The sequence below is a fragment of the Chthoniobacter sp. genome, assembly GCF_040003245.1.
Lineage (GTDB): Bacteria > Verrucomicrobiota > Verrucomicrobiia > Chthoniobacterales > Chthoniobacteraceae > Chthoniobacter.
Window position 1 is genome coordinate 12569 of the sequence record NZ_JBDUCX010000026.1, and the last position, 25596, is coordinate 38164.

A 25596-nucleotide genomic window follows, 5' to 3' on the forward strand; every position below is an offset into this window, starting at 1 on the left:
CGCCGGGCGCGGCGAGGCTGGCGCGGTGAATGAATCCCTGCGCATCGGCATTTGCGGCTTCGGCGTCGCCGGAGGCGCGCTAGCGGTGCTGCTCGCGCGGGCGGGGCATCGCGTCACGTTGCTCGAACGCGCGCCGAAAGTCGGACCGGTGGGCGCCGGGTTTCTGCTCCAGCCGTCGGGGCAGAAGATCCTCGCGCAGCTTGGATTGTTTGACGCGGTAGCGCAGCGCAGCGCGCGCATCGAGCGCCTGGAGGCATTCACCGAGACGGGCCGGCAGTTGACCGATTTGCGTTATGATCACGCCGGCAGCGGGCTCTGCGCCTATGGGGTGCAGCGCGGCGTGCTTTTTTCCGCGCTGCACGAAACCGCTCTTTTGGCCGGAACGAGTGTGACCCTGGCGGCGGAGATTGCCGAGCTGGATGAAACGCCGGAGGGCGTGCTGGTGCGCGATGTCACCGGGCGCAATTTCGGGCCATTCGACCTGGTGGTCGGCACCGATGGCTCCCGCTCGCGGGTGCGCGAGTGGCTGAATCCCGGGAATGGCCGGCGCCGCGAATACACTCACGGCGCATTGTGGGGCAGCGGGCATCTGGATTCCCCGCACGACGCCTTGCACCAGGTCGCCCGCAGCGCCCGGCAGTTGCTGGGCTTGTTGCCGATTGGGGAAGGGCGCGTGGCCTTCTTCTGGGGATTACGCCGCGATGAAGTGGACGCCTTGCAGAAGCGCGGCTACGAGCGCTTTCGCGAAGATGTGGCCGCACTCTGCCCGCGGGCCGTGCCGGTGGTGGACGAGCTCGGCGGCTTCGAGCACCTCTCCTTCGCCGGATACCTCCACTCACTGCCACGACGGGTCCACACCGGGCGCGTCGTGCTGGCCGGCGACGCCGCTCACGCCATGAGTCCGCACCTCGGCCAAGGCGCGAATCTCGCCTTGCTCGATGCCGAATGTCTCGCCCGGCACCTCTCGCAATCGCCCCTTCCCGAGGCGCTGTCCCGCTACGCCGCCGAGCGACGCTCGCATTCGCGCTACCTGAGCATTCTCTCCCAAGTGCTCAGCCCCTTCTTCCAATCCGAAAGCCGCGTGCTCGGCTGGGGTCGCGACATCGCGCTGCCGCTGTTCTGCGCCGTGCCCTGGATGCGCCGCCAGATGGAACTCTCCGTCGCCGGATTGAAGGAGGGGTTCTTTCACCGTTTGTAACGCGCGCCCGGCGTGTTAAAAGAAGCCCATGGCTACCTACGTCTACGAAACCATCCCTCAGAAAAAAGGCCAGAAGCCCAAGCGTTTTGAATACGTGCAGAAGATGAGCGATCCCGCGCTCACGCACGATCCCGAGAGTGGACTCCCCGTGAAGCGCATCATCATCGGCGGCAGTGGCAATATCATGCGCGGGATGAGCATCCTCTCGATGAACAATCCGCGCAAAGGGCGCTAAGGCCGGAAGCGGGCGGGCACCGTTATTGCGGGGCTCGACCTGTTGGTAGTAAATGTCCTGATATCAGAGCGATCGTCCGGCCCATTTCGTTGAGTTTTAAAAAAACTCGCACCTTAAATCGGCTTAACGGGGCTTAAGGCACCTTAAATCGGCCATCGTTTCTTTGCCGGAACCTTGATTGAATTTCTGGCGGATGATCGGTGGGAAGTGGGTGACCTCGCGGCGGGCGGAGTGGAAAATCGGCGGAGTTCATGCGGGGAAGTATGCCATGACATCGCGCAAAATGTGCATTGCTCCATTGGTTCCATTGGCTCCATTGCGGAAAATCGCCTTTCTACGTCCAATTATGCACTTTCTTCGCCGCAGTCTGCCTAATCGCCGGCATCCTCTTCGGTGAGTTCTTCCAAGACCCGGCGTTCCCGTTTCGTTGGGCGGCCCGTGCCTTTCGGGCGGAAGCCCGGCGGCAGTAAGTTCGGCTCGCGGCGCTTCTCGCGTTCTTCGGGCGGGGTGAGGTCTTCCATGAAGTCCGCCACGAGCTTGGCGGCGACGCGCGACTTCGGCGCGGCGAGGAAGCGCACCGTGCGCGTCATGATGCCGACGCGCGCGGTGATGAGTTCGCCGGGCTTCGGTTCGTGCGCGGGTTTGCTCCGCTCGCCCTCCACTTTCACCAGTCCGCCCTTGATCGCTTCCGCCGCCAAGGTGCGCGATTTATAAACGCGCACTGCCCAGAGCCATTGATCCAGCCGCATCGCGTCAGCGCTTTTCGCCGAAACAGTACAGGTGCTTCGCTCCGCGCAGGAACACGTGTCCGTCGCTGATCGCGGGTGACGACGAAGTCGGCTCGCCGAGCGTGTTGTGCGCCACCACCTCGAAGGTCGGTCCCGGCCTCACCACGGTGGTCGCGCCGTCGTCCGTCGTGAAATAGACCAGCCCATTGGCCGAGACGAGCGACGAGTGCGCGTGCGGCCCGACACGTTCCTGCCAGTAAAGCTCGCCGGTCTCCGCGTGGAAACAACTGGCCACGCCGCCATCGCTCACCACGAGAAAGTAGTCACCTTCCGAGATCGGCGAGGGCACATACGAAACGCCCTTGGTCGTCCGCCACACGATGTGCGTCTGCGTCACGTTGCCCTGGCCGTCGGGCTTGATGCCCAGGATGTGGTGCGCGGGAAAGCCGCCGGTCATGAAGAGCATGTCGTGCTTTGGATTATAAACCATCGAGGCCACGAACTGCTCCGTGGGGCCGTCGATGATCCAGTGCCGCTTCCCGGTGCGTGGGTCGTAGCTGGCGATGCACTTGCTGCCGGAAAGAATCATCTGTGTGCGGCCGGCGAGATCGCGAATGATCGGCGTGCAATAGCTGCGCGTCTTGTTCTCCCGATCGATCTTCCACACCGTGTGGCCGTCCTCGCGGGAAAGCGCGGCAATCCACGCCTCGCCGTCGTGGTCGCCGTTGACGATCACCTCATTTTCGAAAACCACCGGTGAACTGGAAAACCCGTGCTGACTGTGAAAGACGCCGGGCTGCACCAGCCATTGCTGTTTCCCATTGAGATCGTAGGCGGCCAGCGTTGCCTTGTCGCCGTCGAGGAAACTGACGAAGACGCGCTGGCCGTCGGTCGCCGGCGTACTCGAGGCGTAGCTATTCTCGCGATGCTTGCGCTCCAGCGGCGAAGTGAAAACCGTGCGCCGCCAGATCTCGCGGCCCGAATCGCGTTCCAGGCACAGGAGCAATCGCTCTTCCGTTTCCGGCAGCGTCGCGGTCACGAAGACCTGCTTCCCGAGAATGATCGGCGAGGAGTGCCCCTCGCCCGGCAAATCCGCCACCCACGCCACGCCTTCCCCCTTCGTCGCGTCCCACGTCAACGGCACCTTCTTTTCTGCGCTAGTGCCATCGCCGCGCGGTCCGCGCCAGCCCGGCCAGTCCTCCGCCCGCATCGCGGGGTGCAGGCCGAGCCAGCCAGCAACGAGGAGGCCAAGGCCGATCCGGGAAAAGCGCAGGGGGAAAAATCGAGAGGGCACGTGAAGGAGAACCAGCGTGCAGGCGCACGCTTAGCGAGGAATGTGCTTCAACTCGCGCTGTTCAACCTCTGGAGCGCATGGCGAAGCTGGTCGAAATCGACCGGCTTGACGAGGTGGGTGGCAAAACCCGCATCGCGCGTGCGTTGCAGATCCTCGTCCATTCCATAGCCGGAAAGAGCGACCGCCGGCAGATTGGGATACTGCGCCCGCAGCAAAGTCATGAGTTCCCAGCCGGTGCCATCCGGCAGGCCGAGATCCGAAACCAAAATATCAAAGCGCTGGTTTGCCGCGGCGGCCTGGGCCGCGGCGACGCTCTGCGCGGGAATCACTTCGTGGCCCGCATGGGTGAGCAGGCGGGTGAGCACATTCAGGGTGGGTTCGTGGTCCTCGACGAGCAGGATGCGCCGCGGGGTGAATACCGTGCGGTCGTCGGGTTTGTTCACGTTCGCGGTCAGCATTCCATGGGGCGCCATGATCGGGTCGGGAAACTCGACGATGAAAGTGGCGCCCTGTCCCGCTCCCAGGCTGTGGGCCTGGATCGTGCCACCGTGCAGATCCACAATGGCGCGGGCAATGGCCAGGCCCAGGCCCAAGCCGCCCAGGCCATGGTCGTTGTCGCGACCCGCCTGCTCGAAAGGTTGAAAAATCTGCTCGGCCGCCTCGGGGGCAAACCCCACGCCCGTATCGCTGATCGCGATGATGAGCCGGTCCCGATCCGCTTCGTCCCGCGTCTGAATCGTAACGCGCCCACCCGCGGACGTGAACTTGACCGCATTCCTCAGTAAATTCCAAAAGACCTGCTGCAAGCGGGCCGGGTCACCTGTGACGCCGAAGCGTTCCGCGCTCAGGTCGAGATCGAGCGCGATCCTTTTGGCCCGCGCCTCGTCGCGCACGATCTCCAGCGCATGGTGAAGCAGTGAATGCGTGTCGCACGGCTCGGTCCGCAGCCGGAATTTGCCGCGGTTGATCCGCGTGAGATCCAGCAAATCGTCGATCAGCCGGGCCTCCAGCGCGATGTTGCGCTCCATCATCGCCATCTGCCCGCGGACGTCCGCCGGCAGACGCTCATCCTGCCGCAACGCGGCGGTGCAGAGCAGCACAGGCGTGAGCGGCGTGCGCAATTCGTGAGACAGTGCCGCGACGAAATTGTCCTTGGTGCGCAGCGCCGCCTCCGCGGCCTCCTTGGCCGCGCGCAACTTTTCGTCCGCCGCCTGCCGGTTGGTAATGTCGCGAATGAAACCGACGAAAAGAGTGGGCTCGGGGCCGGGCAGCGGATTGATGCTCAGCTCGACCGGAAACGTCGTCCCGTCGCGGCGCAGGGCCGGCAACTCCAGTCGCTTTCCGAAGACCGGCCCGTGACCGGTTTCCTTCAGATGAGCCATCCCACGGTAATGCGCGGCGCGCAGATCCTCGGGAATGATTCGCTCGGCCAGCGGTTGCCCGATGACTTCCTCCCGGTGCCAGCCGAAGATCTGTTCCGCCGCCGGGTTCCAGTCGACAATGATCCCGGCGTCATCCATCAGCAAAACCGCGTCCAACGCCGTATCGACGATCGCCCGGCTGCGCTCCTGCCCCTCTTGCAAGGCCAGGGCAGAGGCCCGCGCCTGCGCTTCCTGTCGGCTCACCGCCCGGCTGGCCACGAAGAGCAAACCGAAGATCAAGACGAGCCCACCGTAAAGCATCATCGCCGATCCCTCCCCGGCCACGACCAGACCCGCGGCCCGCCCCCGCCCGATGCACCATCCCAGCGTGAGCAGGAGCACCACCGACCCGGGAAGCGTCCAGCGCAGCAGGAGCCCATCCGCGCCGGGCGAAAGGATGCGCCGCACGGGCGGCCGCTCGGGTCGAGCCGCGAGACAGCCGAGGGCGAGCGCGAGCAACGACGCAGCAGTGTGGAACAGGATATTCGTGGAGCGCAGGATCCCGGTGAAATTGGTGAGACCGAGCAGGTATCCCACCAGCCCGAGCGAAACTGGCAGAGTCGCGAGCAGCGCGAAGACCGGGGAAACCCAGAAGCGCTGCCTTCCGAGCCGCACTTTCCAGTCCAGCCCCAGCAGCGCCACGCCGAGAAAGCTCATCGACAAAGCCGCGTTGAGACTCATGCGACCCGGATGGCGGACACTGGCATTTCCCAAGTCACCGGGCATCGTGGCTGGCCCGAGAAGCTGATCGATCCCGATATTGATCCCGGCGATATCCTCCATCGCCGTCAGCGTGCCGATGAGGGCGGCGGCGATGGCCAGACCTTGCGCCAGAGAGCGGCGACTCCGCCCCGGCGCGCCGCTCCAGCAGAGTAGCGACAGCGCTCCCGCCGTGATGCCGGTCGCGGTGTTGATCCGCATGACCATCATGCCCGACGCCACGACGAAGCCAGGCGCCGAACCATTCACCCACGCCAGCAGATTGCTCACGCCCACGGCGAGCCCCATCAGGATCGCGATGCGCAGCACCCACGAACAGGCTTTCCCCGCCGATGGCAGAAGCGGCGCCGCTGCGAAAGGGGAATCAGCGGGAACGGGGAAAGGCATGGAGGAAAGGAATAAGCCGGCCAGGGCTCAAATCTCGGCCCCGCGCACGCTACGCGGGATGTAAACGCAGCGCAATGCGTTCGCGGACGTAGCCGGTCACAAGAGTATTTTCAAGCGGTCCGATCACCGCCGGGAGAGATGCGGAAACCGTTCCCGCCCGACCAAGGCGGATGATAATAGCCCCGCGCTTCAGAGCCTTGGCGGTCGCGAGCGCCGGTCAGTCCGTCTTCTCCGCTTTGATTTATGACCGCATTTTACCCGCCGTAACATGAATTACGGGGTGTAGTAACGGGTCCAGGGCCACCAGTAGTAGTGCGAACGGGTTTGATTGTAGGCGCCGCGCTCGAGGGCACTGGGTGCCGGTGTTGGGTTGGCCGCCTGGCCGCTGCCGCCCGAAGCGACCGTGACGGGAGCGGGCTGGGGCGTGTTGGGCGGATCGTAGGTATAGTAGCGTCCGTTCCAATTCCACCAATAGTGCGAATAACCCCGGTTGTAGGCCCCACGCTCGAGGGGATTCGGCGCCAGCGTAGGTTTGAACGTATGGCCGTCTCCCGCAGACGCGACCGTGATCGCTGGCGGCGCGACTGGCGCGGCGGGTGCCGTGGGCTGAACGGTGAGCAGATCCGCGGTCTGCCGGGCCAGCAGCAGCGGCCAATCCGCTCTCGTCAAAAACTCGGGATCCTTTTGTGATTTCTCCACGTAAAGATCGCGAAAGGTTTTGTTAAACGTGGAATCTTTTACCCCCAAGGCAGGATACATCTTCACCGCCGCCTCTTTCGCTCCCGCCGCCGCATTGGGCCGGAGTACGGGCGGCGCCACGACATTATCGGCAGTGGCAGCGCGGATCGAGACCGGCGCAGCCGGAGAAGGCGCGGCAGGCACTGGAGAAGACGCGGAGTTCGCCTGAGCCTGCACTGGCGCCGACGCCGCGTTTGTGGGATCGGTACCCGGCGCTTCCTGCGCCGATGGCGGCAACGACATCCTGGAGCAGGAAACAAAGGAGAGCAGCCCCGCGATCACCAGCGCCGTAAGTCCTGCGGAAAAAGCGCTCCCCACGCGCTCCCGTCGCAAGTGGTAATTGCAGTCCATCCGCCTTTTCATGCGCCAACACTATGGCCGCAAACCTACGTACGGCGAGCCCGAAATTGTGACAACCAGATGAAGGAGGCGGCGCTATTTTACCAGCGTGCCGAGCAGTTGCTGGTAACGCACGGGATCGAGCTTGAGGACATCGCCAGCTTGTTCGCTCGTGGGTTCCCAAGTGCTGTCGGGCAGCTTCGGGGCAAACTCCAGGTGCTCGAAGCGCAACACGATCATCCAACCGGGTTTGGCCACGGAGATGCGGACCGGTTTCGCGTCGCCGCTCACCCAAGCACGCGCTCCCCAGCCCTGCGTCTTGAGCGAACGCGCCAATTCCGGCATGAGGAAGAGATCGAGCACGCGGCAAGGTTCGTCACCGACCGATTCGGAACCGATGTCTTTCACCTGCAAGAGCGCGGGGAGGAAGACGAGATCTTTCTCGGGCAGCGGCAGACCGAAGGGCTGGAGGCGAAACTTCTTGTCGGCCTTGGGCAGTTTCTTCGCCGCGGCGGCGGCGCTGAGCAGTGCCTCCACTTTGCTACCCGGGTAGGCCCATAGTTCCTCGCCCGTGCGGCACACCGTGACGTCTTCGCCCAGAATCGGTGCGCGGAGGCGGAGCTTGTCGGGATACTCGATGGCGACCTCCGCGTGACTGCCGGCAAGCTCGGGCGGCAGGTCGGTCATCTGCTCCAGCTTTGCCGTAAAGGACAGGGCGCGGTTCGGGCTCGTGGTGCTCTTGGCGAAGACATTCAGCATCGGCAGGAGTGTGCGCGCGAGCAGGTCGTAACGGTTTTCCTCGGCGCGGACGGACGGAATCAGAAGCGCGAGGGCGAGAACGAAGCGGAGGATTTTCACAGTTTGTCTTTGTGGCGGCGCGCGTCTTTCACTAAGCAGTCCTTTGCGCATGGCGGCAATGCTTTTCCCGACCAACTTCCTCGCTTCCGGCGGCATTGTATTCGCCTTCGAAAACTCGACGCTGCCGGGCCGGCTCATCTTGTTGTCGCTCTTCCTCGCGTCGATTTTTAGCTGGTCGGTGATGGTGACCAAGTTCCGCGTCGTCCGCCACGCGCAACGCCGCCGCGAGCAATTCCTCGAAGCCTTCCGCGCCGACCGCCAGCCGCTGCGCATTTACACCGACCGCACGCGGTTCGAGGGCGCGCCGGTCTTTGCCATCTACAAGGCGGGCTGCAAGGAGTTGACCTTCCAGTTGCTGGGCTCGGCGGAAGTGGACGAGACCTTCCGCGCCCGGCTCGACATCGCGCAGAAAATCACATCGTCGCAAATGCGCGTGGTGACCACGGCGATGGAGCGCGCGGTGGGTGAGACCGCGCTGCGGCTGGAATCGCAGATGATCCTGCTCGCCACGGCGGTGAGCGGCGCGCCTTTCCTCGGCCTGCTCGGCACGGTGTGGGGCGTGATGGAAACCTTCGGGGATGTAGCCGCCGCCGGGACGGCGAATCTCGCCGCCATGGCCCCGGGCGTGAGCGCGGCGCTCATCACCACCGTCACCGGACTGCTCGTAGCCATCCCGGCGATGTTCGGCTACAACTACCTCGTGACCACCATTCGCGCGATGATCGTGGAACTCGACAATTTCGCCGCCGAGCTGGCGAGTGAATTCGAGCACAAATACGTGGACCACGAACGCGCCAAATCCTGGAAATAGACGATGCGCCGCTTTTCCGACCGCCACAGCCTGCAGACGCTCAGCGAGCTGAACGTGACGCCGCTGCTCGACCTCGCGTTCGTGTTGCTGATCATTTTCATGATCACCACGCCGCTGATGGAGAATTCCGTGGATCTCATCATCCCGACGAGCGATGCGGCCAAACATGCGGTCGACCCGGCGGCGGTGCAGACGGTGGCCATCAACCGCGAGGGACAGATTACATTCAACAATGAGCCGACCACGGTGCAGCAGCTCGAGACCGAACTGGCCGCGCTGAGGGAGGCGAAACCGGAGATCGCGGTCGTGATTCGCTCGCACAAGGAACTGGCCGTGCAAAAATTGATCGACGTGATGGATGCCGTGCAGCGGGCCAAGATCACCAAAGTCGGCGTGGTGACAAATCCTGAGCAACCGTGATACAGGCGCCTCCGGCCCGGCTGTTTCTGATATCTTCCTTGAACAGAAAGCGCCTTCCGCTCGTCGGAATCGCGAGCCTGATCGCTCTTTATTGACCTCACCATGCGCCCCGACCGCACTTTTCGACGAAACTTCCTCGTCGTCGCCGTGCTGCATGTCATCGCGGTGGCGGTCATTTATTTCGTGAGCTCCTGCCAGCGCAAGGCGCCGGCGGACCAGATCATGTGGCTGGAGGGAGGTTCCGTGGGCGGAGGCAATACCGGCGCGGGCGAAGCCGCGCCCGAACCACCGCCACCTGCTCCCGCCGAGCCTGAACCAAAGCCCGAACCGATCCCAGAGCAGATGAGTGAGCTCATCTCCGTGCCGACTCCCAAACAAGCGCCCAGCGAGATCGTGACGCCTCAAGCGACCCCGGAACCGAATACGCCCAAGCCGACGACTCCAAAACCGGAGACGCCCAAACCGCAGACCCCCAAACCGACCACGCCCAAACCCACTCCAAAACCAACACCGAAGCGCACTCCGAAACCCAAACCGGCCACCCCCAAGGCGACGCCGAAAGAAGACGGTGAAGACGCTACGCCGAAGCCGAAGGCTTCGCCTTCGGAAAAGCCGAAAGGCACGCCCAGCGAGGCGAAGACCGAAGGAACCAGCAACACCACGAACAAGACCTCCGGCACGACCGGCGGCAACGGCGTCGGCACGGGCAATGGCAAGGGCCCCGGCAAATCCGGTAGCGGCTCCGGCGCGTCGGAGTTCGGATGGTACTATTCGATGATCCATGACCGCTTCCACAGCCGCTGGGACCAGCCGACCAATATCTCGCGCGGCGGGCCGGACATCGTCACCACGCTCAAGATCCGCATCGGCAAGGACGGCACGATCCAGAGCCGCGAGATCGTCCATTCTTCCGGCGATACGACGATGGACCAATCCGTGATGACCGCCGCCGAGCGCGTGCAACAGATCGATCCACTCCCCGCCGGCCTCGGCAGTGGCGATTCCTACGAGGTCAACATCGCCTTCAAGCTCGACCAGGGCCAATGAGAACACCTTCCGCAAATGTTACGTCATTGGCATTTCGCTCCTGCCGCTTTTCCGTTAGCTTCCGCCCCGCCATGAAAAAATTCCGCGCGCTTTCCTTCTTCGCGTCCTGCCTTTTCGTCTCCTTCACGCTCGTGCGCGGGGCGGAGACCCCGACCATCACGATCAGCAAGAGCGACAAGATCCCGATCGCCATCGGCTCGATCGGCGGGGCGGACGGCGCGCAGGCGGCGAAGATTCTGCAGAACGATCTCGCGATGTCGGGCTACTTCAATCTCGTGCCGGCGGCGAGCGCGGGCTTCATTGTGGGCGGCACTTCCAATGGCAACAGTATCGCGGGGAATGTCACCGACCGCGGCGGCAAGACGGTGCTGACCAAATCGTTCGGCGGCACCGCGCGCGGCAAAGTGCACGCCTATGCGGATGAGATCGTCGAGACGCTGACGGGCAATAAAGGCATCGCGAGCTCGAAGGTCGCCTTCGTCGCCTCGCGCACCGGGCACAAGGAAATCTATCTCGCGGATGCCGACGGCTCAGGCGTCCACCAACTTACGAACGACGGCACGATCAGCGTGGGGCCCAGGCTCAGCCCGGATGGCAGCCGGCTCGTTTACACGGGATACAAGAGCGGTTACGCGGATGTCTACGAGATTGACCTCGGCAGCGGGTCGCGCAATCGCATCATCAAATTCCCAGGCACCAATACCGGCGCGAGCTATTCGCCGAACGGCCGCGAACTCGCCGTGATCGTGAGCAAGGACGGCAACCCGGAGCTTTACACCACGGGCACGGGCGGCGGCGGAGCGCACCGGCTCACGCACACCCCAGGCGTGGAGAGCTCGCCCACGTGGGGGCCCGGTGGCGACGAGATCATCTACTCGAGCGATGACCGCGGCGGTCCCCAGCTCTTTCGTATTTCCTCCGGCGGTGGCACCGGGCGCGCGCTGAGCACGGGGCACAGTTACAACACGGAACCCAACTGGTCGCCGGACGGCAAGAAGGTGGCCTTCACCGTGCGCGACGGCGGCAGCTTCACCATCGCCATTCTCGATCTCGGGAGCGGCAATGTGCACACCGTGGCTTCCGGCCAAGGGCCCGCGTGGGGCGCGGATTCGCGCCATTTGATCTTTGCCGAGGGCGGCTCGCTGATTATGCTCGACGCCCAGACCGGGCAGAAGACAACTCTCGTCAGCGGCTTGGGCAAAATCTCCGAGCCGACCTGGTCCCGCTAACCACCCCATTTCGTTCCACTCTGCCATGAAACTCATTCGACTCTTTTCCCTCGCCGCCCTCCTCCTCGCCACGCTTTCGTTCGCCGGATGCGCCAAAGGAAAGAAGGGCACCGGTGGCAATGGTTCCACGGACGGCGATTACGTCAACGGCAGCCCGCTGCCCGACCGGCAGGAAGGCGTTTCCTTCCTCGGCAGCAACGTGGATCGCAGCAAATTCCGGCCCGTCTATTTCGGCTTCGACAGCTACGTGATCAGCTCCGGCGAGCGCAGCAAGATCGATGAAGTCGCCGAGTTCATGAAGAGTGCGTCGAATACGCTGATCCTCGCCGGTTTCACCGACGAACGCGGCACCCCGGAATACAACCGTGGCCTCGGCGAACGCCGCGCCCAGGCGGTGCGCGAGGCCCTCATCCATGCGGGCGCCGACGGCTCGAAGATCCAGACCGTGAGCTTTGGCGCCGAGATGCCCGCCGACCCCGGCTCCGGCGACAGCGCCTGGGCCAAAAACCGCCGCGCCGAGTTTGGTGTTGTGCGCTAAGTCAATCTCATCTTGTTCGCCTGCCGGGGAGTGGAGTGGCGCCCATTGACGAAACGATGCAAACTCCGATCCCTCTTTGTGTCGACCTGGATGGGACACTCCTGCGGACGGATACGATGCGGGAAGCGGTGCTGTTGCTGTTGAAAGAAAGCCCGCTGGCGTTTTTTCAATTGCCGCTGTGGCTGGGTCGCGGACGGGCGAATCTCATCCACGAAATCGCCAGTCGGGTCGAACTCGACACGGCGACGCTCCCGTTGAACATCGAGTTCCTGGCCTTCCTGCAACAGGAGCACCAATCGGGGCGAAAGCTGCTCCTGGTCAGCGGGACCGACCAAAAGTTTGCACGAGCGATGGCGGAGCGGGTGGGTTTGTTTACGGAGTGCTGCGCCAGCGATGGAAAAACGTATCTCTCCGGACGAGGCAAGGCCGATATGCTAGTGAAGCGATTCGGAAAGGGAGGCTTCGACTACGCAGGCAACGCGCGCGTGGATCTGGCGGTTTGGGCCCAGGCGAGGCGGGCGATTGTCGTGAGCAATAGTCGGGCACTCACTCGAAAGGCGGAGTCTCTCTGCGAAGTGGAGCAGATCTTCCGGCTGTCCGCAATGCCCCCGGGATGTGGCTAGAAGCATTGCGGATTCAACAATGGGCGAAGACCCTGTTGACCTTCGTGATCAGTGGCATGGCTCGTCGAAACTGAGCGCGCCGATACTGCGTACTTGGAGAGTGGGGCACCTTGCCGTCTGAATTTCACCATTCTTTGTTTCCCAAAAACAAAGCCAGCCCCTAAACACAGTCCCCCTGCCATGCCCGCCGAAGCCCTCGAACTGCTCGTCGTCCTGCCTGTATTCAACGAGCAGGCGTCCGTCCGCAAGGTGGTCATGGAATGGTTTCAAGAAATCTTAAATTGGACCGAGGGTTTTGTCTTTGTTGCGATCGACGACGGCTCGACGGACGAAACACCCCGTGTGCTCGCTCGCCTACGCGAGCAACTTGGGCTGCGATTCGAAATCATTCAACAGGCCAATCGGGGACACGGGCAGACCTGCTTGAGGGGATATCGCCTCGCCGCAGAACGGGGAATTCCCTCTGTTTTCCAAATCGATTCCGACGGCCAGTGCGATCCCCAGTATTTCTTCCGCTTCTGGCGCCTGCGCAAGGAAGTCGACGTCATTTATGGCCGCCGCTGGCGGCGCGATGATGGCTGGCGTCGATCCTTCGCCAGTTATGTGCTCAAGATCGTCTTACTCTGCACAACCGGCGCTTGGTGCGAAGACGCGAACGTTCCCTACCGCCTGATGCGGACGGATGCCATCTCCGCCGCGCTCGCCATCATCCCCGCTGACTTCTATCTGGCGAATGTGGCGTTGGCCGTGATCCTCAAAAAGAAAACAGGCGCGCGCCACGCCACCATTCCCATCCGCTTCCGTGAACGCTACGGTGGTGAACCTTGTGTTGTCCTCGCACAATTTGGGAACAAAGCATGGGAATTGGTTCGGCAACTGCGGAGTCTGCCTCCCATTACCTAAGTATCACTTTTGGAGAGGACTCACGAACATTGATGGATCCTATTGAATCAACTGTAGCGAAGGGGAAATCGAAGAGCTGGCCCGAGACAGTGGCGGCCTTGGCCGTCGTGGTTGTGATCTTCCTCGTGAACGTATTTGTCGCCGAGCGGACCCCCACCGTTTCTCCGGATGAACCGCCGTATGTGGATCCGGCGGCGAATCTGTATTTCGGGGATGGCTTCGTCTCCACGATGTGGGCGCAGGATCGCCATGCGATTTGGTGCGGGAACGTCCCGCTTTATCAAGGGGTTCTCTATGCCGGCTTTCGCACGCTTGGTTTTGGCTTGAAAAAAGCGCGATGGACAAATGCCATCCTGGTTTCGCTGGGAGGATTGATGATCTGGCAGGCGACAAGAAACAGTCGTCTGCTCCAGAGTCCATCCTCCCGAATTCTATGTCTTCTGCTGGTTCTTTCGGGCTCCGTCAGCACCCTGACATTTCGCACGCTACGTCCGGATGCAATGATGTTCGTCACTGTGGCCGCGGTATTTGTCTGCGGCACGATCAGTGCAAAATTCATACGTTGGCCCGCGATTGTCTTGTCCGCTGCTTTGATTCCATTCGCGGGCATTTCCGTGATCCCATACGCATTCATCCTGGCGGGCCTGTCCATGCTGATCTTGGGACGGCCGGCTATGGCCACCGCGAACGCTACCATGGTGGGCGTATGCCTCGGCATCGGATTGTTATTCTTATTCTACGGCGAAGTCGCGAGCGTCCGGGAATTCCTGGCTATCATCCTGCCGTTTGCCACCCTAAATGGCACTCCCACACCCCTTCCGCAAAGAATTCTCGGGAAAATTGTCGGCGTTTCCTCAGCCGGCGATCCCGATAATCTATGGACGTGTTTTTTTGGCGATCCGCGAGAATTAGTAGACCCCAAGATTCTTTGTGACTACGGCGCTTTGCTGCTTTTCCTGCTGATGGCTGTCGTCATTTTCACCCGTCGCCGCACTCTGGATAGCGAAGTAAAACGGGGTGCGCTCTTCATCATCGCTGTCGTTCTCCTCGTGCCCCCCAGTCTGCACTTTCTTGCTCATTATCGAGCTGTCTATCGGTGGATGACCTACATGCCGCTCTGCGTCGGCGCTCCCTTTATGCTGGAGCGCGCCCTGGCGCGCCCATCGGATGGCTTTTACCGGCGGCTGGCCGGATGGACCTGCATCGCTGCCATCAGTATGGGGGTTCCGCTCCGCACACTGGATGCGCTCCGCACTTGGCGCGCGCGATCGACCGAGCCCATCGAAAGGGCCGCCGCAGAAATGGTTCGCCCCAACGATGTCGTCCTCTGCAATTTTAAACTCTACTTTGCCATTCGTCCGCACGCCCAACTTGTTTACGCGAATGGACTTCCGGCCCGCGGCGACCTGGCGAAAGTCGTCGATCTTCCGAAGGATAGCATCAGCTTGCTCTGCCTTCGCCCTGGCGAAGAGAGCGAAGTATTCCCGATTATCGGGGGAAGCTGGAAACAGGTTGCCTTTCCGGGCAATGTCGCATCAGCCCTGAAGGAAACACGCTACTCCGCCAATTTTTTCCGACGTAATTCGCCCGAACCATGACTCGAATACCTCTCCAGTGATCGCCTCCGACCGCGAGTCTCAACTGCGCTGGATCTCCCATCGCACATCAGAAACCGTTTTTGTGTTGCTCTTCTCCGTTCCTCCACCCGCCTGCCCTCTTGCCTGACCCTGTAGACTATCTCATCGTGGGCGCGGGCTATGCTGGCGCAGTCCTGTCCGAGCGACTGGCCAGCCAGCGCGGGGCGCGGTGTCTCGTCATCGATCGACGCGACCATATCGCCGGCAACTCGCACGATCACTACGACGCGGCCGGCGTGCTTCTGCATACCTATGGACCGCATTATTTCCGCACCAACTCGGACCGCATTCGCGATTACCTGAGCCAGTTCACCGATTGGCACGCAGTCGAATACAAGATCCTGTCGTGGACCGCGGGCCGCTTTTGGCAGTTCCCGATCAATCTCAACACCTTCGAGCAGATCCTCGGCCGGCCGTCTTCCAGCGAGGAAATGCAAGCCACGTTCGACCAATGGCGCGTCCCGATTGCCGAGCCCAAGAACTCCGAGGAAGTCATCATTTCCCAAGTCGGCACGAAGCTCTACGAGATGTTCTTTAAGAACTACACGCGCAAGCAATGGCGGCGCGACCCGCGCGAGCTCGACGCCAGCGTGTGCGGCCGCATCCCGATCCGCACGAACCGCGACGATCGTTATCTCTCCGAGAAATTCCAGGCCCTGCCCAAGGACGGCTACACGGCGATGTTCCGGCGGATCCTCGCGCATCCGAATATCGAGGTGCGTCTCAAGACTGACTATCGTGAAGCGCGCCAGCACCTCCGTTACCGCCACCTGATCTACACCGGCCCGATCGACGAATACTTCGACCACTGCTACGGCCCGCTCCCCTATCGCTCCCTGCGTTTTGAAGCAGAGACGCTGGAGCAGGAATATTTCCAGCCTGCGATGCAGGTCAACTATCCGAACGACCACGACTTCACCCGCATCGTCGAGATCAAGCACGCCACCGGGCAGAAGCTGCCGGTTACGACCATCGTCCGCGAGTATCCCGAGGATTTCGGTGCGGGCCGCGAGGCCTACTACCCCATCCCGGCACCCGACGCTCGCGCCCTGTACCAGCGCTATGCCGACCGCACGGCAGCAGAAACCGGGGTTAGCTTCGTCGGCCGCCTCGCCACTTACCGGTACTACAACATGGACCAGGTCGTCGGCATGGCGCTGGCCGAGTTCGACCGTTTGGCCACTCTCCCATGAACAACGGCCGCGCCGGGGCCATCGTCACCAGAATTTCAAATGCGTAGAGTTGTTTCTCCCCCCGGAACCTTGCATGAAACGCGTTCCGCATGCCCGTTCCCTTTGCCACCGCACCTCCGATTCGTACCTGGTAAAACCGACACGGCTGCCCGATGAACTCCCATCCATCCCCAACGCCGGCGTGGTTGATTCTGCGACTCTGGGTTGTGAGCACCGCTTTTGTCACCCTTTGTGGCTGGACATTGGCGGCCACGGGGCATCTCGATGCTCGAGGCTACGCAACGGGCTTTTTCTGCGGCGGCGTTTTGCTGCTCCTCTGGGGACGCCAGATGGCTCGCCGCAGGGCGATCAAGCCACGTCGCTTTACTCTCGTGGCACGCCGCTGGTGGCGACCACTCCCCCTGGCTTTCGCTCTCCTCTTTTTTCTCATTTGCGCCGGCGCAACACTTCACCCGCCGAATAACTACGACGCCCTGACTTATCGCGTCCCTCAGATCATGCATTGGATCGCCGAGGGCCGCTGGCATTGGATTCCGACGAACAGCGATCTTCTGAATATATCCCCCCCCGGTTACGGGTGGCTGATGGCGCCGACGGTGGTCTTTTTTAAGACCGACCGCTTTTTTGCCCTGCCCAATGTCATCGCCTTTGCCTTGCTGCCGGGGCTTTTCTTCAGCGCCGCGCGGCAATGTGGCATGCACGGCCGGGTGGCCTGGATGTGGATGTGGATCGTGCCCGCGACCTCCTGTCTCGCCACCCAAGCCGGCAGTATTGGCAACGACTTGCTGCCCGGCGTCTATGCGCTCGCTGCGCTCGCGTTCGGCCTGCGTGCGAGGCGATCGGGAAGCTGGCCGGATTTCTGCCTTTCCGCGCTGGCGGCCGCGCTCATTACGGGGGTCAAAATTACGGCCGCTCCTTTGGCTCTGCCATGGCTCATCGCCACGCTGCCGTGTTGGCGCGCGGTTCGATATCATTGGCTGGGCGCAGCCGCCGTGGCAGTGGTGGCCGTGGCGATCTCCTACGTGCCCACCGCCGCCATCAACAGCCGCCAGACAGGCTCTTGGAATGGCGATCCCGGCAATCAATTCAAAGTGCAGCCGGATTCGCCCGTCCAAGGCATCGTGGGGAATTCCTTCATGATTTTAGCTGGAGCACTCGAGCCCTCCGTCTGCCCGGTCACCAACATCGCCAAAGCCCGGTTTCAAGCTTTCCAAAGTAGCGGGGCCGGAAGGTGGATCACGGCAAAGTTCCCGCGCTTCGCCCTGTCCTGGGGCGAGTTGGCCACCGAAGAAAGCTCCGGCTTGGGATTGGGGGTTTTCTTACTCACCGTCATATCGGTCGTGGCTGCCTCGTGGCATGGCCGCCCTTGTGCGTCGCCAGCTCCCGTCTGGCAACGGTGGGTTCGCGGCGCGGTGCTGCTGGCCTTTGGCGCTTTCCTGGCGAAGATGGGGAGCGAAGCGGCGGCCCGCCTCGCCGCACCCTACTATCCGCCGCTGCTCATTGGGGTCCTTAGTGCCAGCGGACACGAATGGGTAACCCGCCAAACTTGGTGGCGCGTGATGGCAGTTGCGGTGGTCGTTTCCATCCTGCCCGCCGTGGTTCTCTCACCGTCGCGTCCCTTGTGGCCGGCACAGCCCGTCCTCGCCGCCCTGGCTCAGTCGAGACCAGGCAATGCCGCTATCCAGCGCGCCCAGACTGTCTATTCCGTCTATGCCCGAAGAGACGACTTTCTGGCTCCGCTGAAGGCACAATTGCCCGCGGAAGCACAGCTTGTCGGCTTTATCCCCAACCTCAACGATCTCGAGGGCACGCTATGGAAACCGTATGGCTCCCGAAAGATCGTGGAGGTGCTGACCGCGTCGCCCGCCGACCCCGCTCTCGCATTCCTGCGCGGGAGCGCCATCATCACCTCCCGACGCGCCCTCGATCGTTTCCACCTGACACCCGAGGCCTATGCAGTCACGATCCATGGAAAAATCACCGCCAGCGCCATGATCACCCAAAAAGTCGCGCTGGGGCTGGAGGAATGGGTGATTATCTCCATCGACGACCCTGCGACCGGCCAGCCCGATTAATCTTCTCCTAAGAATGAGCCGCCCGAAAATCCTGATTTCCGTCATCGCCTGCGATCCCTACGGAGGTTCAGAGGCACTGCATGGCTGGCTGGTTTGCCGGTCACTCGCGACAATCGGCGATCTGTGGTTGCTCGTGAGCGCCGAATATCAGGCCACTGTCGAAAAGGGACGGGACCAAGGGATGGTGCCGGACAGTATGCACTTCGTCTTCGTCGGCGAAGCGAAGGGCTACCACGACAATCGCATGCTCGCCCGGGTCCAAAGCTGGGCGCGGTATATCTCTTTCAACCGAGCAATTCTCCGGATAGCGCGGGAATGGCACGAACGCGAGCACTTCGACCTGGCACACCATGTCACCTATTCCACGTGGCGCGTCGGCAGCCCCCTTTGGCGACTGGGCATCCCGTTTATTTACGGACCGATCAGCGGGACCGAAGTCTTCCCATTGCGCAAGTTTGCCCATATCCTGAGCTCCTCGGCCAAAGCCTTCGAAATGGCGCGCATCCTCGGCGGTCTCTACAGCCGAGCCACGCCCGAAGTGCGGAGCAGCCTGCGCCAGGCCTTCCACATTTTCGCCGCCCATCGGGAGGCCGTGCCGCACCTAGCGGCCTTGCGTGGCACGACCGACGGCATCAGCGTGCTTTCCTATTACACGTTTACTCTGGAGACCATCGCAGCCCTGGCCCGCCCGGCTGGGGCAGTGCGGCCGGCGGCCGAGCCCTTGAAAATTCTGGCCGGCGGCAATCTCGAAGGGCGCAAAGGCGTTGCCCTTGCCCTCGAAGGATTGGCCATCGCCAAAAAGGCGGGCGCCCGGTTTGTTTACCGCGTCACAGGCTGCGGCCCGGAATTGGAGCATCTCCAGCGATTGGCGGAGCGATTGGGCATCGCTGACGAGGTGAGATTGGGACAGGGATTCACCCGCGAAGACTATACGCGCGAATTGCAAGACACCGATCTCTACCTGCTGCCCAGCCTGCGCGAGGGCGGGGGCTTGACCATGATGGAAGCGATGCTCGCCGGGTGCGTCCCCATCGTCGCCGAGACCGGCGGCCCAGGCACGGCCGTGGCGGACGGTTGCGGGGTGCGCGTGCCGATTGAATCACCGCAGCAAATGGCCCGCGAAATCGCCGCTGCGGTCCTGCACTTTGACCAACACCGGGACCTCCTCGCGCCGACCGGGTCGGCCGCCGCCCGCCACATCGCGCAGCACTATTCCCACGAGCGATTCATCGCCGCCATGCGCGATGTTTATGCGGCCGCACTCGGTTCAGAATGCCAATAAATGCCGCTTAAAAGGCCATATTCCGCAACAGAGCCCACCGGGCCAACTGGGCTCGCGCAACGAAACACCCGCCATCTCCCTTGCCGTGCGCTCCCTGGCCATCCCGCAGTTACCGGAAATTGACGATTCAGCCCTTGCCGCCCGGAACTCCCTTCTTATAGTCCCCCGCCCCAATGAAGATCGAGCATATCCAGGAGTATGTCGTCCCGACCATCGCGCTGGCCGTGGGCTTGGGCGTCGCCCTCGGTTGCGGCCTCATGATCGGCCAGGGCGATACCAAATTGCCCCTGCTCATCGTCGCCGCCTTCGCGGTGATGTCCTTTCTGCTCGTGGTTCAGGAGAAAATCTGGGTCCTCATTCCCGCGACCGCGATGCTGGGCGGGAAGATCGTCGCCCTGCCCGTTCCCTTCACCGTCGCCCATATCGGCATCCTCATTGCCTTCGGGATGTATATGATCTTGAAGGCGCGGAAAATCGTCCGCCTGAAACCCAAAAACGGTATCGTGGAGGTCTGGATGTGGATCATGCTCGTCTACATGTTCGTGACTTACGTCCGGAACCCGGTCGGGGTGGAAGCCTTTGGTTCGGACCGGGTGGGCGGCAAGCCCTACGTGGATATCATCATCGCTTATTTGGGATTCTGGGTCCTGGGGCGCTCGACTGCGAGCGTCCGCGAATCCTATCTCATTATCTTTTTAGGCTTTATGGGGAATGCCTGTCTCGCTTTCGTCAATTTCGTGGCCTTCCGGTTCCCCTCCACCACCGCGCCGCTGGCCAATCTGTATTCCGGCATCGCCGCCGCCGAAAGTGCGGAGGGCGCCACCGCCGTGGATGAGGGCGGCCGGCTGAGTTATCTGGGAGGGGTGGGCGGAAACCTGGTGGCCACTGCCTGTAGTTTCTGGCACCCCTTCACCCTCGTCAATCCGATGCACTTTTGGCGATTTGCCATGTTCTTTGCCGGCTTGATTGCCGTTCTGCTTTCTGGTTTTCGCTCCGGTCTCTTCGGCATGTTCGAAATATTTCTTTTGGCCAGTTTTTTTCGCGGGGGCATCGGCGATGTCGTGCGAGCGGCCGCCCTCATGGTTGTCGCGCTGGCGTTTCTGGTCGGGATGCAGGGCAACATCGTCAATCTGCCCTTTCCGGCGCAGCGTGCCCTCTCTTTTCTCCCGGGCAAATGGGATTACGGCGCCAAGAGCGAAGCGGAGGGTTCCACCGAATGGCGGGTCGAGATGTGGAAGGTCATGCTGGATGGGAACAAGTATATCGAAAACAAATGGCTGGGAGATGGCTACGGCTTTACCCATCGGCAACTCGAGATCATGGCCTCCAATCAATTCAGCGGCTCCAATGCCGATCAACAGGAGAACCTGATGATCAGCGGCGGGGTGCACAGCGGACCGGTCTCCTCCATTCGCTTTGTGGGCTACATCGGCCTGGCTATTTTTCTCGCCCTCCTCGGCTTGGTCGCGTGGCGGTCCATCCGGCTCGTTCAGCGGGCCCGCGGGACCCCGCTTTTCCCCCTAGTCTTGCTCGGCACCATTCCTTCCATCGCGCTGCCTTTCAATTTCATCTTCATCTTTGGCGCCTTCGATGCCGACCTGCCAAACGTCGTGATCACGATCGGTTTTCAAAAGATGTTGGAGAATTCCCTGAACGCGTATTTCGCCGGCACAGAGAAGGCGGCACCAGAGGTCATTCAACCGCCCAAGTTTCGCCCGATCGCAGAATTTGCTCCCGCCGGGCGAAAGTGAGTTTTCCTAGGGTGCTCCCCACCGCTGACTCTTTGGCGCAAGTTCGCAGTCGAGTTCCCATTTCCGCGAATTGCTCCCCACCGAACCGGCCTTCACATGCTCGCGACAAAATTGCCATTCCTGGATAACCCCCGGTCGCGCATTTTGCTGCGTTGGCTTCTGTCGTTGGCCATCTTGCTGACCATCGCCAATCTCGATTCGTTTTACGAGCAGGACGAGCTGGCCAAAGCGACCCAAGTGATGAGTCTGGCGAAGGAAGCCAGCCCCCTCCGCCTGGCGGCTTTGCCCGACTATTACCGGCGCGATATATTTTCAGCTTATTACATCATTGCCACCAGTTTTTACAAGCTCACGGGATTATCGGCGGTCCGAGCCATGACTCTCCTGAGCGTAATTTGCGGCGCTTCCTTCCTGGCGCTGACGCCGTGGCTTCTTGGCCGGATCATGAAGATTTCGGAGTGGTTGTTGTTCGCCGTGCTCCTCAATGTTCCAGCTCTAGTGGTCACCTTTTGCTACGGCAACGAGGCGTCTTTGGCCTTGCTCTCGATCATCTTGGCGGCGTGTCTGCTGCAATCGCGTTCCAAAGTCGCCTGCGTCCTCGCGGCGATCCCCTTTTGCATCTCAGCATTCTCGAGGTCCGACTACATCCTGCTGTTTCCGGCCCTTGCTCTCCTAACTGTCGTGCGCCACGAAGGGGCCATCCAGTGGCGGGAATCCTTGCTCCGCGCGGGGCTGCTTTCCGCGGCGGCGCTGACCGCAGGCCTCGGCTATTTTGTCACGGTCATCCGGAAAATGCCGGACCCGGAATTCTTCTCCTACCATACCGACCCGAGACTATTCTGCGCATTTATCGGCTACGGCATCGGTTTGCCTAACTTGGCTTGTGCGGTGGCCGCACTGGTTGGATGTGCCTTCGCCCGGCGCTGGAACGCCCTGCTCTTGTTGATCCCGATTCTCCAGATAGCGCCCTATCTCACCCACCTCACTAGCCCGAAATACGTCCTGCCGTCGCTAGTCATGGGGGCGGTTTTTGCGACGATCACTTTAGAATGGGTGGGCCGTCGATCGCGCAGTGCCGTCGCTTTCCTGCTGGTGATTCCGTGGCTCGTGTCGGTGTCGCCGTACGGCGTTTTTGCCTGGGAGAAAGCCGCCTTATGGTACTTGCCGACCGATGCAGGGCCGATGCCGACGGGGGGATACGCCTGGTTTTACGCCAAGATCCGCTCAGGCTTCTTCCAGGATCGTTATGCCCAGGAGCTAGAACAAATGGCGAAGGCGATGCCCATCGTGAACGCATCCCCGCAGGGGGTCGACCTTTTTGGGAATTTTCAGCCGGGCACCCTGCGGCTTTGGTCTGCCGAACATCAGCGTTGGGATATCCCCCCGATCAACGTGCCTTTCGTCGACGGCACGTTGTCCGCAGAAACAATGTCCCGGCGAAAGTTGATGTTGAAAACGAGTTATCTATATAATTTGCGCCTGCCTCCCGGCGCGTCCGGCAAAGTGGCTTTGTTCTATGCCCAAGGCCTAGTTGCAAATATCTCCAAGGAAGACGCGCCCTTTCCCGACGTAATCGAAATTGGGCCGCTGCGGGACCAGATTCTCAATGCCGATCTTGCCCGCCGAATCTGTTTCATGAATGAAAGATCAGACGGTGACCATTGGATCGAACGCAGCACCTTTGTTCCAGATTATGGAGGCGTCGCTTGGGTTCGCTCCGGGCGGGATCGGCAAAAGACGAGCTTGCAGCTAGCACCCATCTACGACGATGGAGAATGGGCGTGTTACTCGGAGGCCGTCCCCGGTGCCATTTTTTACAGCCTCCGATTCCCGCCAAGCTATACTAAAAATCGCACCCCGGCAGAGCCCAGATGAATAAGAGCGTCGAGCTCCTGGTTGTCATGCCCGCGTACCAGCGTGAAAATGAGGTGTTTGGCACGAAAATTAGGGGTTTTCCCGCAGCTCCTGGAGTTGTGAGGGAAGTGCCAAGATTCAGGCGACGCCACCTCAAGAGAATTTCTCACCCAACGCGACGCGGAGTTCATCGCAAATTGACCCCCGTCATGTCCTGCGGAATGATTCGCCGAGCGTCCGCTTCGCGCGGCTCCGCCGCACCCTCCGAACCGCCCATCCCCTTCCTTCGAAAGAGCCGATTCCATGGACCCAGAGCAGATCGATCCCTTTGAGCAGAAGCGCAAAGAAGCGGGCGTGCTGCCCTGCGATTTCGAGGGCGAGCGGGTGCCCATGATCCTGCGCCACGCCGATGTGAAAGCCGCCACCAAGGACTGGCACAAATTCAGCTCCGATGCGCCCCGACGGCTTTCCTTCCCCACCGAGGAGGAGGTCCGGTCGATGCGGCAATTCCCCCTGGAGGTCGATCCGCCCCAGCAAACCGAATCGCGCAAGCTGGTCGAGCCCTACTTCGCCCGGCCGAAGCTGCCCGAAGTCATCGCCCAGGTCGAAGCGCTGGCCCGCCGCCTAGTGGCCGACGCCCTCCGGCAGGATTCCATCGAGTTGGTCCGGGACTTTGCCGTCGTCTATCAATCCAAGGCGCTGACCTACATGCTCAACATGCCGGAAGCGGAAGCCGACGTATGGATCTCCTGGGGCACCCACGTCTATCGCGACGTCGACGCGGCGGGCAAAGTCGAGCGCGGCCGGCAGTTCGAGGCCTACCTGCACAGCCTCTTCGACAAAGCGCTGGCCCACCCGGGCGAGGATCTCTTCAGCTACCTGAACAAGGCGACGTTCCAGGGCCGCCCGATGATGCGCGAAGAAGCCATGGGCATCGCCAACCTCGCCTTCGCCGGCGGACGCGACACCGTCATCAACGCCGTCACCGCCTCGCTCGGCTACCTCGGCGGGCATGCCGAAGCGCTGGAGTACCTGCGCCAGGATCCCAAACGCATCGTCAACGCCTGCGAAGAACTCTTCCGCTACATCTCCCCGCTCACCCACATCGGCCGCGTCTGCCCGATCGACACCGAGGTCATGGGCGTCCCCGTCAAACCGAAAGGCAAAGTCTCCCTCTGCTGGTCCTCCGCCAATTACGACGAGACCATCTTCCCCAACCCGCATGAGGTCCACCTCGACCGCAAGCCGAATGCCCACATGGCCTTCGGCTTCGGCCTCCACCTCTGCCTCGGCGCCCCGCAAGCGCGCCTCGTCCTGCGCAGCCTGATGAAAGCCCTCTGCGAGCAAGTCCAGCGCATCGAGATCCTGAAAGCGGAACCCCATTTCGAAGTCGAAGCCGAGTACCGCCGCGCCGTCGGCTACGACGCGCTCCGGGCGAGGCTGATCCCGCTAAATAAAAGCGCCGGGTAGTTTCGGCACGTTTGCCACGCCTATCCCGCCATGCCCTGCCAGACCGCAACCTGCATCCTCGCCGTGGCGTTCCTGGCCCTGCAGGCCGTATCGGGCGAGGAGGTGACGGCCGAGGACTGCATGGCACCGGACTTCAAGCATGAGGTGTATCTCTTCACCGATTTCGGTAAGTATCATGAATTGGCGATGGGGATTCGCTCTACAGGTGGAGAGAAGCCTCTTTTTGCGCACGGGGTGAGTTCGGTGATGGGCCTGAGCGCGAACCGAAATCGCGACCATTTCATGTGCTTGTGGAGTCCCGACTCCAGGTTCGTCGCCATCTTCGAACGCGAGACTAAACGCACTGGGGTGACCAACCTCTATTTCGCAAGCGGGGACAAGGTCCAGGAAGTGGCCTTCCCCGATCTCATGCCGCGGATCCGGCCCTATCTGCAGACGGAAACTCGCGCCTTCTGGGTCCGGCCGGAAGTCTGGCTTCCGCAACACCAGTTGCTCTTGTCCGTCGATGTGATTCAAAACGACGAGGATCTCCCCGCCTTTCGCTTCATCGTGACTATGCAACTTCCCGATCCCCAGGCGCGGCACTTCGCCGGCCGGATCGTTTTCTTTCAGCAGGATAAATCCGTGAAATGATGCCGCGCAACTGTCACGACGAGTTGTCCTCCTCCCCTCCCCACCCAGAACAAACATGAAAACCCGCCCTTATCTCGTCCTCCTCGGATGTGTCGTCTTTTCCGCCAGCCCCCTGCTGGCCGAGAGCGACCTCGCCCGGGAAATGATCCGACTGCAAGACGATTACGCCAAGGCCGTCGCCGCCGCGACCGAACCGCTGAGCAAGCGCTACC

22 protein-coding genes are annotated in these 25596 nt (G+C 61.9%); 17 read left to right on the plus strand and 5 right to left on the minus strand.

Translation table 11 applies throughout. The features are described 5' to 3' along the window. Positions 1-25 precede the first annotated feature (25 nt). Both ABJF10_RS05270 and ABJF10_RS05275 read left to right on the plus strand, forming a co-directional pair. Positions 26-1198, plus strand: a complete 1173-nt coding sequence (locus tag ABJF10_RS05270; protein WP_348543479.1) for an NAD(P)/FAD-dependent oxidoreductase — start codon at positions 26-28, stop codon at positions 1196-1198. A gap of 28 nt (positions 1199-1226) precedes the next feature. Beyond that, positions 1227-1433, plus strand: a complete 207-nt coding sequence (locus tag ABJF10_RS05275; protein ID WP_348543480.1) for a zinc ribbon domain-containing protein — start codon at positions 1227-1229, stop codon at positions 1431-1433. 371 nt (positions 1434-1804) lie between these two features. Here ABJF10_RS05275 and ABJF10_RS05280 read toward each other — a convergent pair whose 3' ends face one another. The 5 genes from ABJF10_RS05280 to ABJF10_RS05300 form a co-directional block, all read right to left on the minus strand. After that, the gene (locus tag ABJF10_RS05280; protein ID WP_348543481.1) at positions 1805-2182 is read right to left on the minus strand and encodes an RNA-binding S4 domain-containing protein; all 378 of its coding nucleotides are present in this window, start codon (positions 2180-2182) and stop codon (positions 1805-1807) included. Between the two features lie 4 nt (positions 2183-2186). Then, entirely contained in the window at positions 2187-3455 is a 1269-nt protein-coding gene (locus ABJF10_RS05285; RefSeq protein WP_348543482.1) for a PQQ-binding-like beta-propeller repeat protein, read from the minus strand. Between the two features lie 47 nt (positions 3456-3502). Then, positions 3503-5983 carry a PAS domain S-box protein gene (locus tag ABJF10_RS05290; RefSeq protein ID WP_348543483.1) on the minus strand — a complete coding sequence of 827 codons (2481 nt, stop codon included), beginning with the start codon at positions 5981-5983 and terminating at the stop codon, positions 3503-3505. 273 nt (positions 5984-6256) lie between these two features. Further along, on the minus strand, positions 6257-6865 hold the full coding sequence (locus tag ABJF10_RS05295) for a hypothetical protein (RefSeq protein WP_348543484.1): 609 nt from the start codon (positions 6863-6865) through the stop codon (positions 6257-6259). A gap of 291 nt (positions 6866-7156) precedes the next feature. After that, positions 7157-7918, minus strand: coding sequence for a hypothetical protein (locus ABJF10_RS05300; protein ID WP_348543485.1), 762 nt, complete (start codon positions 7916-7918; stop codon positions 7157-7159). A 58-nt stretch (positions 7919-7976) separates the two neighbouring features. On the opposite strand from ABJF10_RS05300, the gene ABJF10_RS05305 reads away from it, so the two are divergent. From ABJF10_RS05305 to ABJF10_RS05375, 15 genes are all read left to right on the plus strand, one after another. After that, entirely contained in the window at positions 7977-8729 is a 753-nt protein-coding gene (locus ABJF10_RS05305; protein WP_348543486.1) for a MotA/TolQ/ExbB proton channel family protein, read from the plus strand. Positions 8730-8732: 3 nt separating this feature from the next. Then, the gene (locus tag ABJF10_RS05310) at positions 8733-9149 is read left to right on the plus strand and encodes a biopolymer transporter ExbD (RefSeq protein WP_348543487.1); all 417 of its coding nucleotides are present in this window, start codon (positions 8733-8735) and stop codon (positions 9147-9149) included. A gap of 102 nt (positions 9150-9251) precedes the next feature. After that, a complete protein-coding gene (locus ABJF10_RS05315; RefSeq protein ID WP_348543488.1) occupies positions 9252-10196 on the plus strand; it encodes a TonB family protein in 945 nt (314 codons plus the stop codon). Positions 10197-10267: 71 nt separating this feature from the next. Further along, positions 10268-11425, plus strand: a complete 1158-nt coding sequence (locus ABJF10_RS05320; RefSeq protein WP_348543489.1) for a biopolymer transporter Tol — start codon at positions 10268-10270, stop codon at positions 11423-11425. A 25-nt stretch (positions 11426-11450) separates the two neighbouring features. Then, positions 11451-11963: an OmpA family protein gene (locus tag ABJF10_RS05325; protein ID WP_348543490.1), complete on the plus strand. Its 513-nt coding sequence runs from the start codon at positions 11451-11453 to the stop codon at positions 11961-11963. A 56-nt stretch (positions 11964-12019) separates the two neighbouring features. After that, the gene (locus tag ABJF10_RS05330; protein WP_348543491.1) at positions 12020-12586 is read left to right on the plus strand and encodes a hypothetical protein; all 567 of its coding nucleotides are present in this window, start codon (positions 12020-12022) and stop codon (positions 12584-12586) included. A gap of 51 nt (positions 12587-12637) precedes the next feature. Further along, positions 12638-13489, plus strand: a complete 852-nt coding sequence (locus ABJF10_RS05335; protein ID WP_348543492.1) for a glycosyltransferase — start codon at positions 12638-12640, stop codon at positions 13487-13489. A gap of 32 nt (positions 13490-13521) precedes the next feature. After that, positions 13522-15087 carry a hypothetical protein gene (locus ABJF10_RS05340; RefSeq protein ID WP_348543493.1) on the plus strand — a complete coding sequence of 522 codons (1566 nt, stop codon included), beginning with the start codon at positions 13522-13524 and terminating at the stop codon, positions 15085-15087. Between the two features lie 119 nt (positions 15088-15206). Continuing rightward, entirely contained in the window at positions 15207-16319 is a 1113-nt protein-coding gene (gene glf / locus ABJF10_RS05345; RefSeq protein ID WP_348543494.1) for a UDP-galactopyranose mutase, read from the plus strand. A gap of 206 nt (positions 16320-16525) precedes the next feature. After that, complete coding sequence (locus tag ABJF10_RS05350) at positions 16526-18394, plus strand: hypothetical protein (protein WP_348543495.1); 1869 nt, start codon at positions 16526-16528, stop codon at positions 18392-18394. A gap of 13 nt (positions 18395-18407) precedes the next feature. Then, positions 18408-19676 carry a glycosyltransferase gene (locus ABJF10_RS05355; protein WP_348543496.1) on the plus strand — a complete coding sequence of 423 codons (1269 nt, stop codon included), beginning with the start codon at positions 18408-18410 and terminating at the stop codon, positions 19674-19676. Positions 19677-19849: 173 nt separating this feature from the next. After that, on the plus strand, positions 19850-21427 hold the full coding sequence (locus ABJF10_RS05360; protein WP_348543497.1) for a hypothetical protein: 1578 nt from the start codon (positions 19850-19852) through the stop codon (positions 21425-21427). A gap of 96 nt (positions 21428-21523) precedes the next feature. Next, entirely contained in the window at positions 21524-23302 is a 1779-nt protein-coding gene (locus tag ABJF10_RS05365) for a hypothetical protein (protein WP_348543498.1), read from the plus strand. 282 nt (positions 23303-23584) lie between these two features. Continuing rightward, a complete protein-coding gene (locus ABJF10_RS05370; RefSeq protein ID WP_348543499.1) occupies positions 23585-24751 on the plus strand; it encodes a cytochrome P450 in 1167 nt (388 codons plus the stop codon). A gap of 30 nt (positions 24752-24781) precedes the next feature. Continuing rightward, positions 24782-25384, plus strand: a complete 603-nt coding sequence (locus tag ABJF10_RS05375; RefSeq protein ID WP_348543500.1) for a hypothetical protein — start codon at positions 24782-24784, stop codon at positions 25382-25384. Positions 25385-25596 lie beyond the last annotated feature (212 nt).

Excerpts from the sequence above, each read along its gene's own strand:
- ABJF10_RS05275 (WP_348543480.1), top strand. The coding sequence starts at position 1,227 with ATGGCTACCTACGTCTACGAAACCATCCCTCAGAAAAAAGGCCAGAAG.
- ABJF10_RS05280 (WP_348543481.1), bottom strand. The coding sequence starts at position 2,182 with ATGCGGCTGGATCAATGGCTCTGGGCAGTGCGCGTTTATAAATCGCGC.
- ABJF10_RS05290 (WP_348543483.1), bottom strand. The coding sequence starts at position 5,983 with ATGCCTTTCCCCGTTCCCGCTGATTCCCCTTTCGCAGCGGCGCCGCTT.
- ABJF10_RS05305 (WP_348543486.1), top strand. The coding sequence starts at position 7,977 with ATGCTTTTCCCGACCAACTTCCTCGCTTCCGGCGGCATTGTATTCGCC.
- ABJF10_RS05310 (WP_348543487.1), top strand. The coding sequence starts at position 8,733 with ATGCGCCGCTTTTCCGACCGCCACAGCCTGCAGACGCTCAGCGAGCTG.
- ABJF10_RS05315 (WP_348543488.1), top strand. The coding sequence starts at position 9,252 with ATGCGCCCCGACCGCACTTTTCGACGAAACTTCCTCGTCGTCGCCGTG.
- ABJF10_RS05320 (WP_348543489.1), top strand. The coding sequence starts at position 10,268 with ATGAAAAAATTCCGCGCGCTTTCCTTCTTCGCGTCCTGCCTTTTCGTC.
- ABJF10_RS05325 (WP_348543490.1), top strand. The coding sequence starts at position 11,451 with ATGAAACTCATTCGACTCTTTTCCCTCGCCGCCCTCCTCCTCGCCACG.
- ABJF10_RS05330 (WP_348543491.1), top strand. The coding sequence starts at position 12,020 with ATGCAAACTCCGATCCCTCTTTGTGTCGACCTGGATGGGACACTCCTG.
- ABJF10_RS05340 (WP_348543493.1), top strand. The coding sequence starts at position 13,522 with ATGGATCCTATTGAATCAACTGTAGCGAAGGGGAAATCGAAGAGCTGG.
- ABJF10_RS05355 (WP_348543496.1), top strand. The coding sequence starts at position 18,408 with ATGAGCCGCCCGAAAATCCTGATTTCCGTCATCGCCTGCGATCCCTAC.
- ABJF10_RS05360 (WP_348543497.1), top strand. The coding sequence starts at position 19,850 with ATGAAGATCGAGCATATCCAGGAGTATGTCGTCCCGACCATCGCGCTG.
- ABJF10_RS05365 (WP_348543498.1), top strand. The coding sequence starts at position 21,524 with ATGCTCGCGACAAAATTGCCATTCCTGGATAACCCCCGGTCGCGCATT.
- ABJF10_RS05370 (WP_348543499.1), top strand. The coding sequence starts at position 23,585 with ATGGACCCAGAGCAGATCGATCCCTTTGAGCAGAAGCGCAAAGAAGCG.
- ABJF10_RS05375 (WP_348543500.1), top strand. The coding sequence starts at position 24,782 with ATGCCCTGCCAGACCGCAACCTGCATCCTCGCCGTGGCGTTCCTGGCC.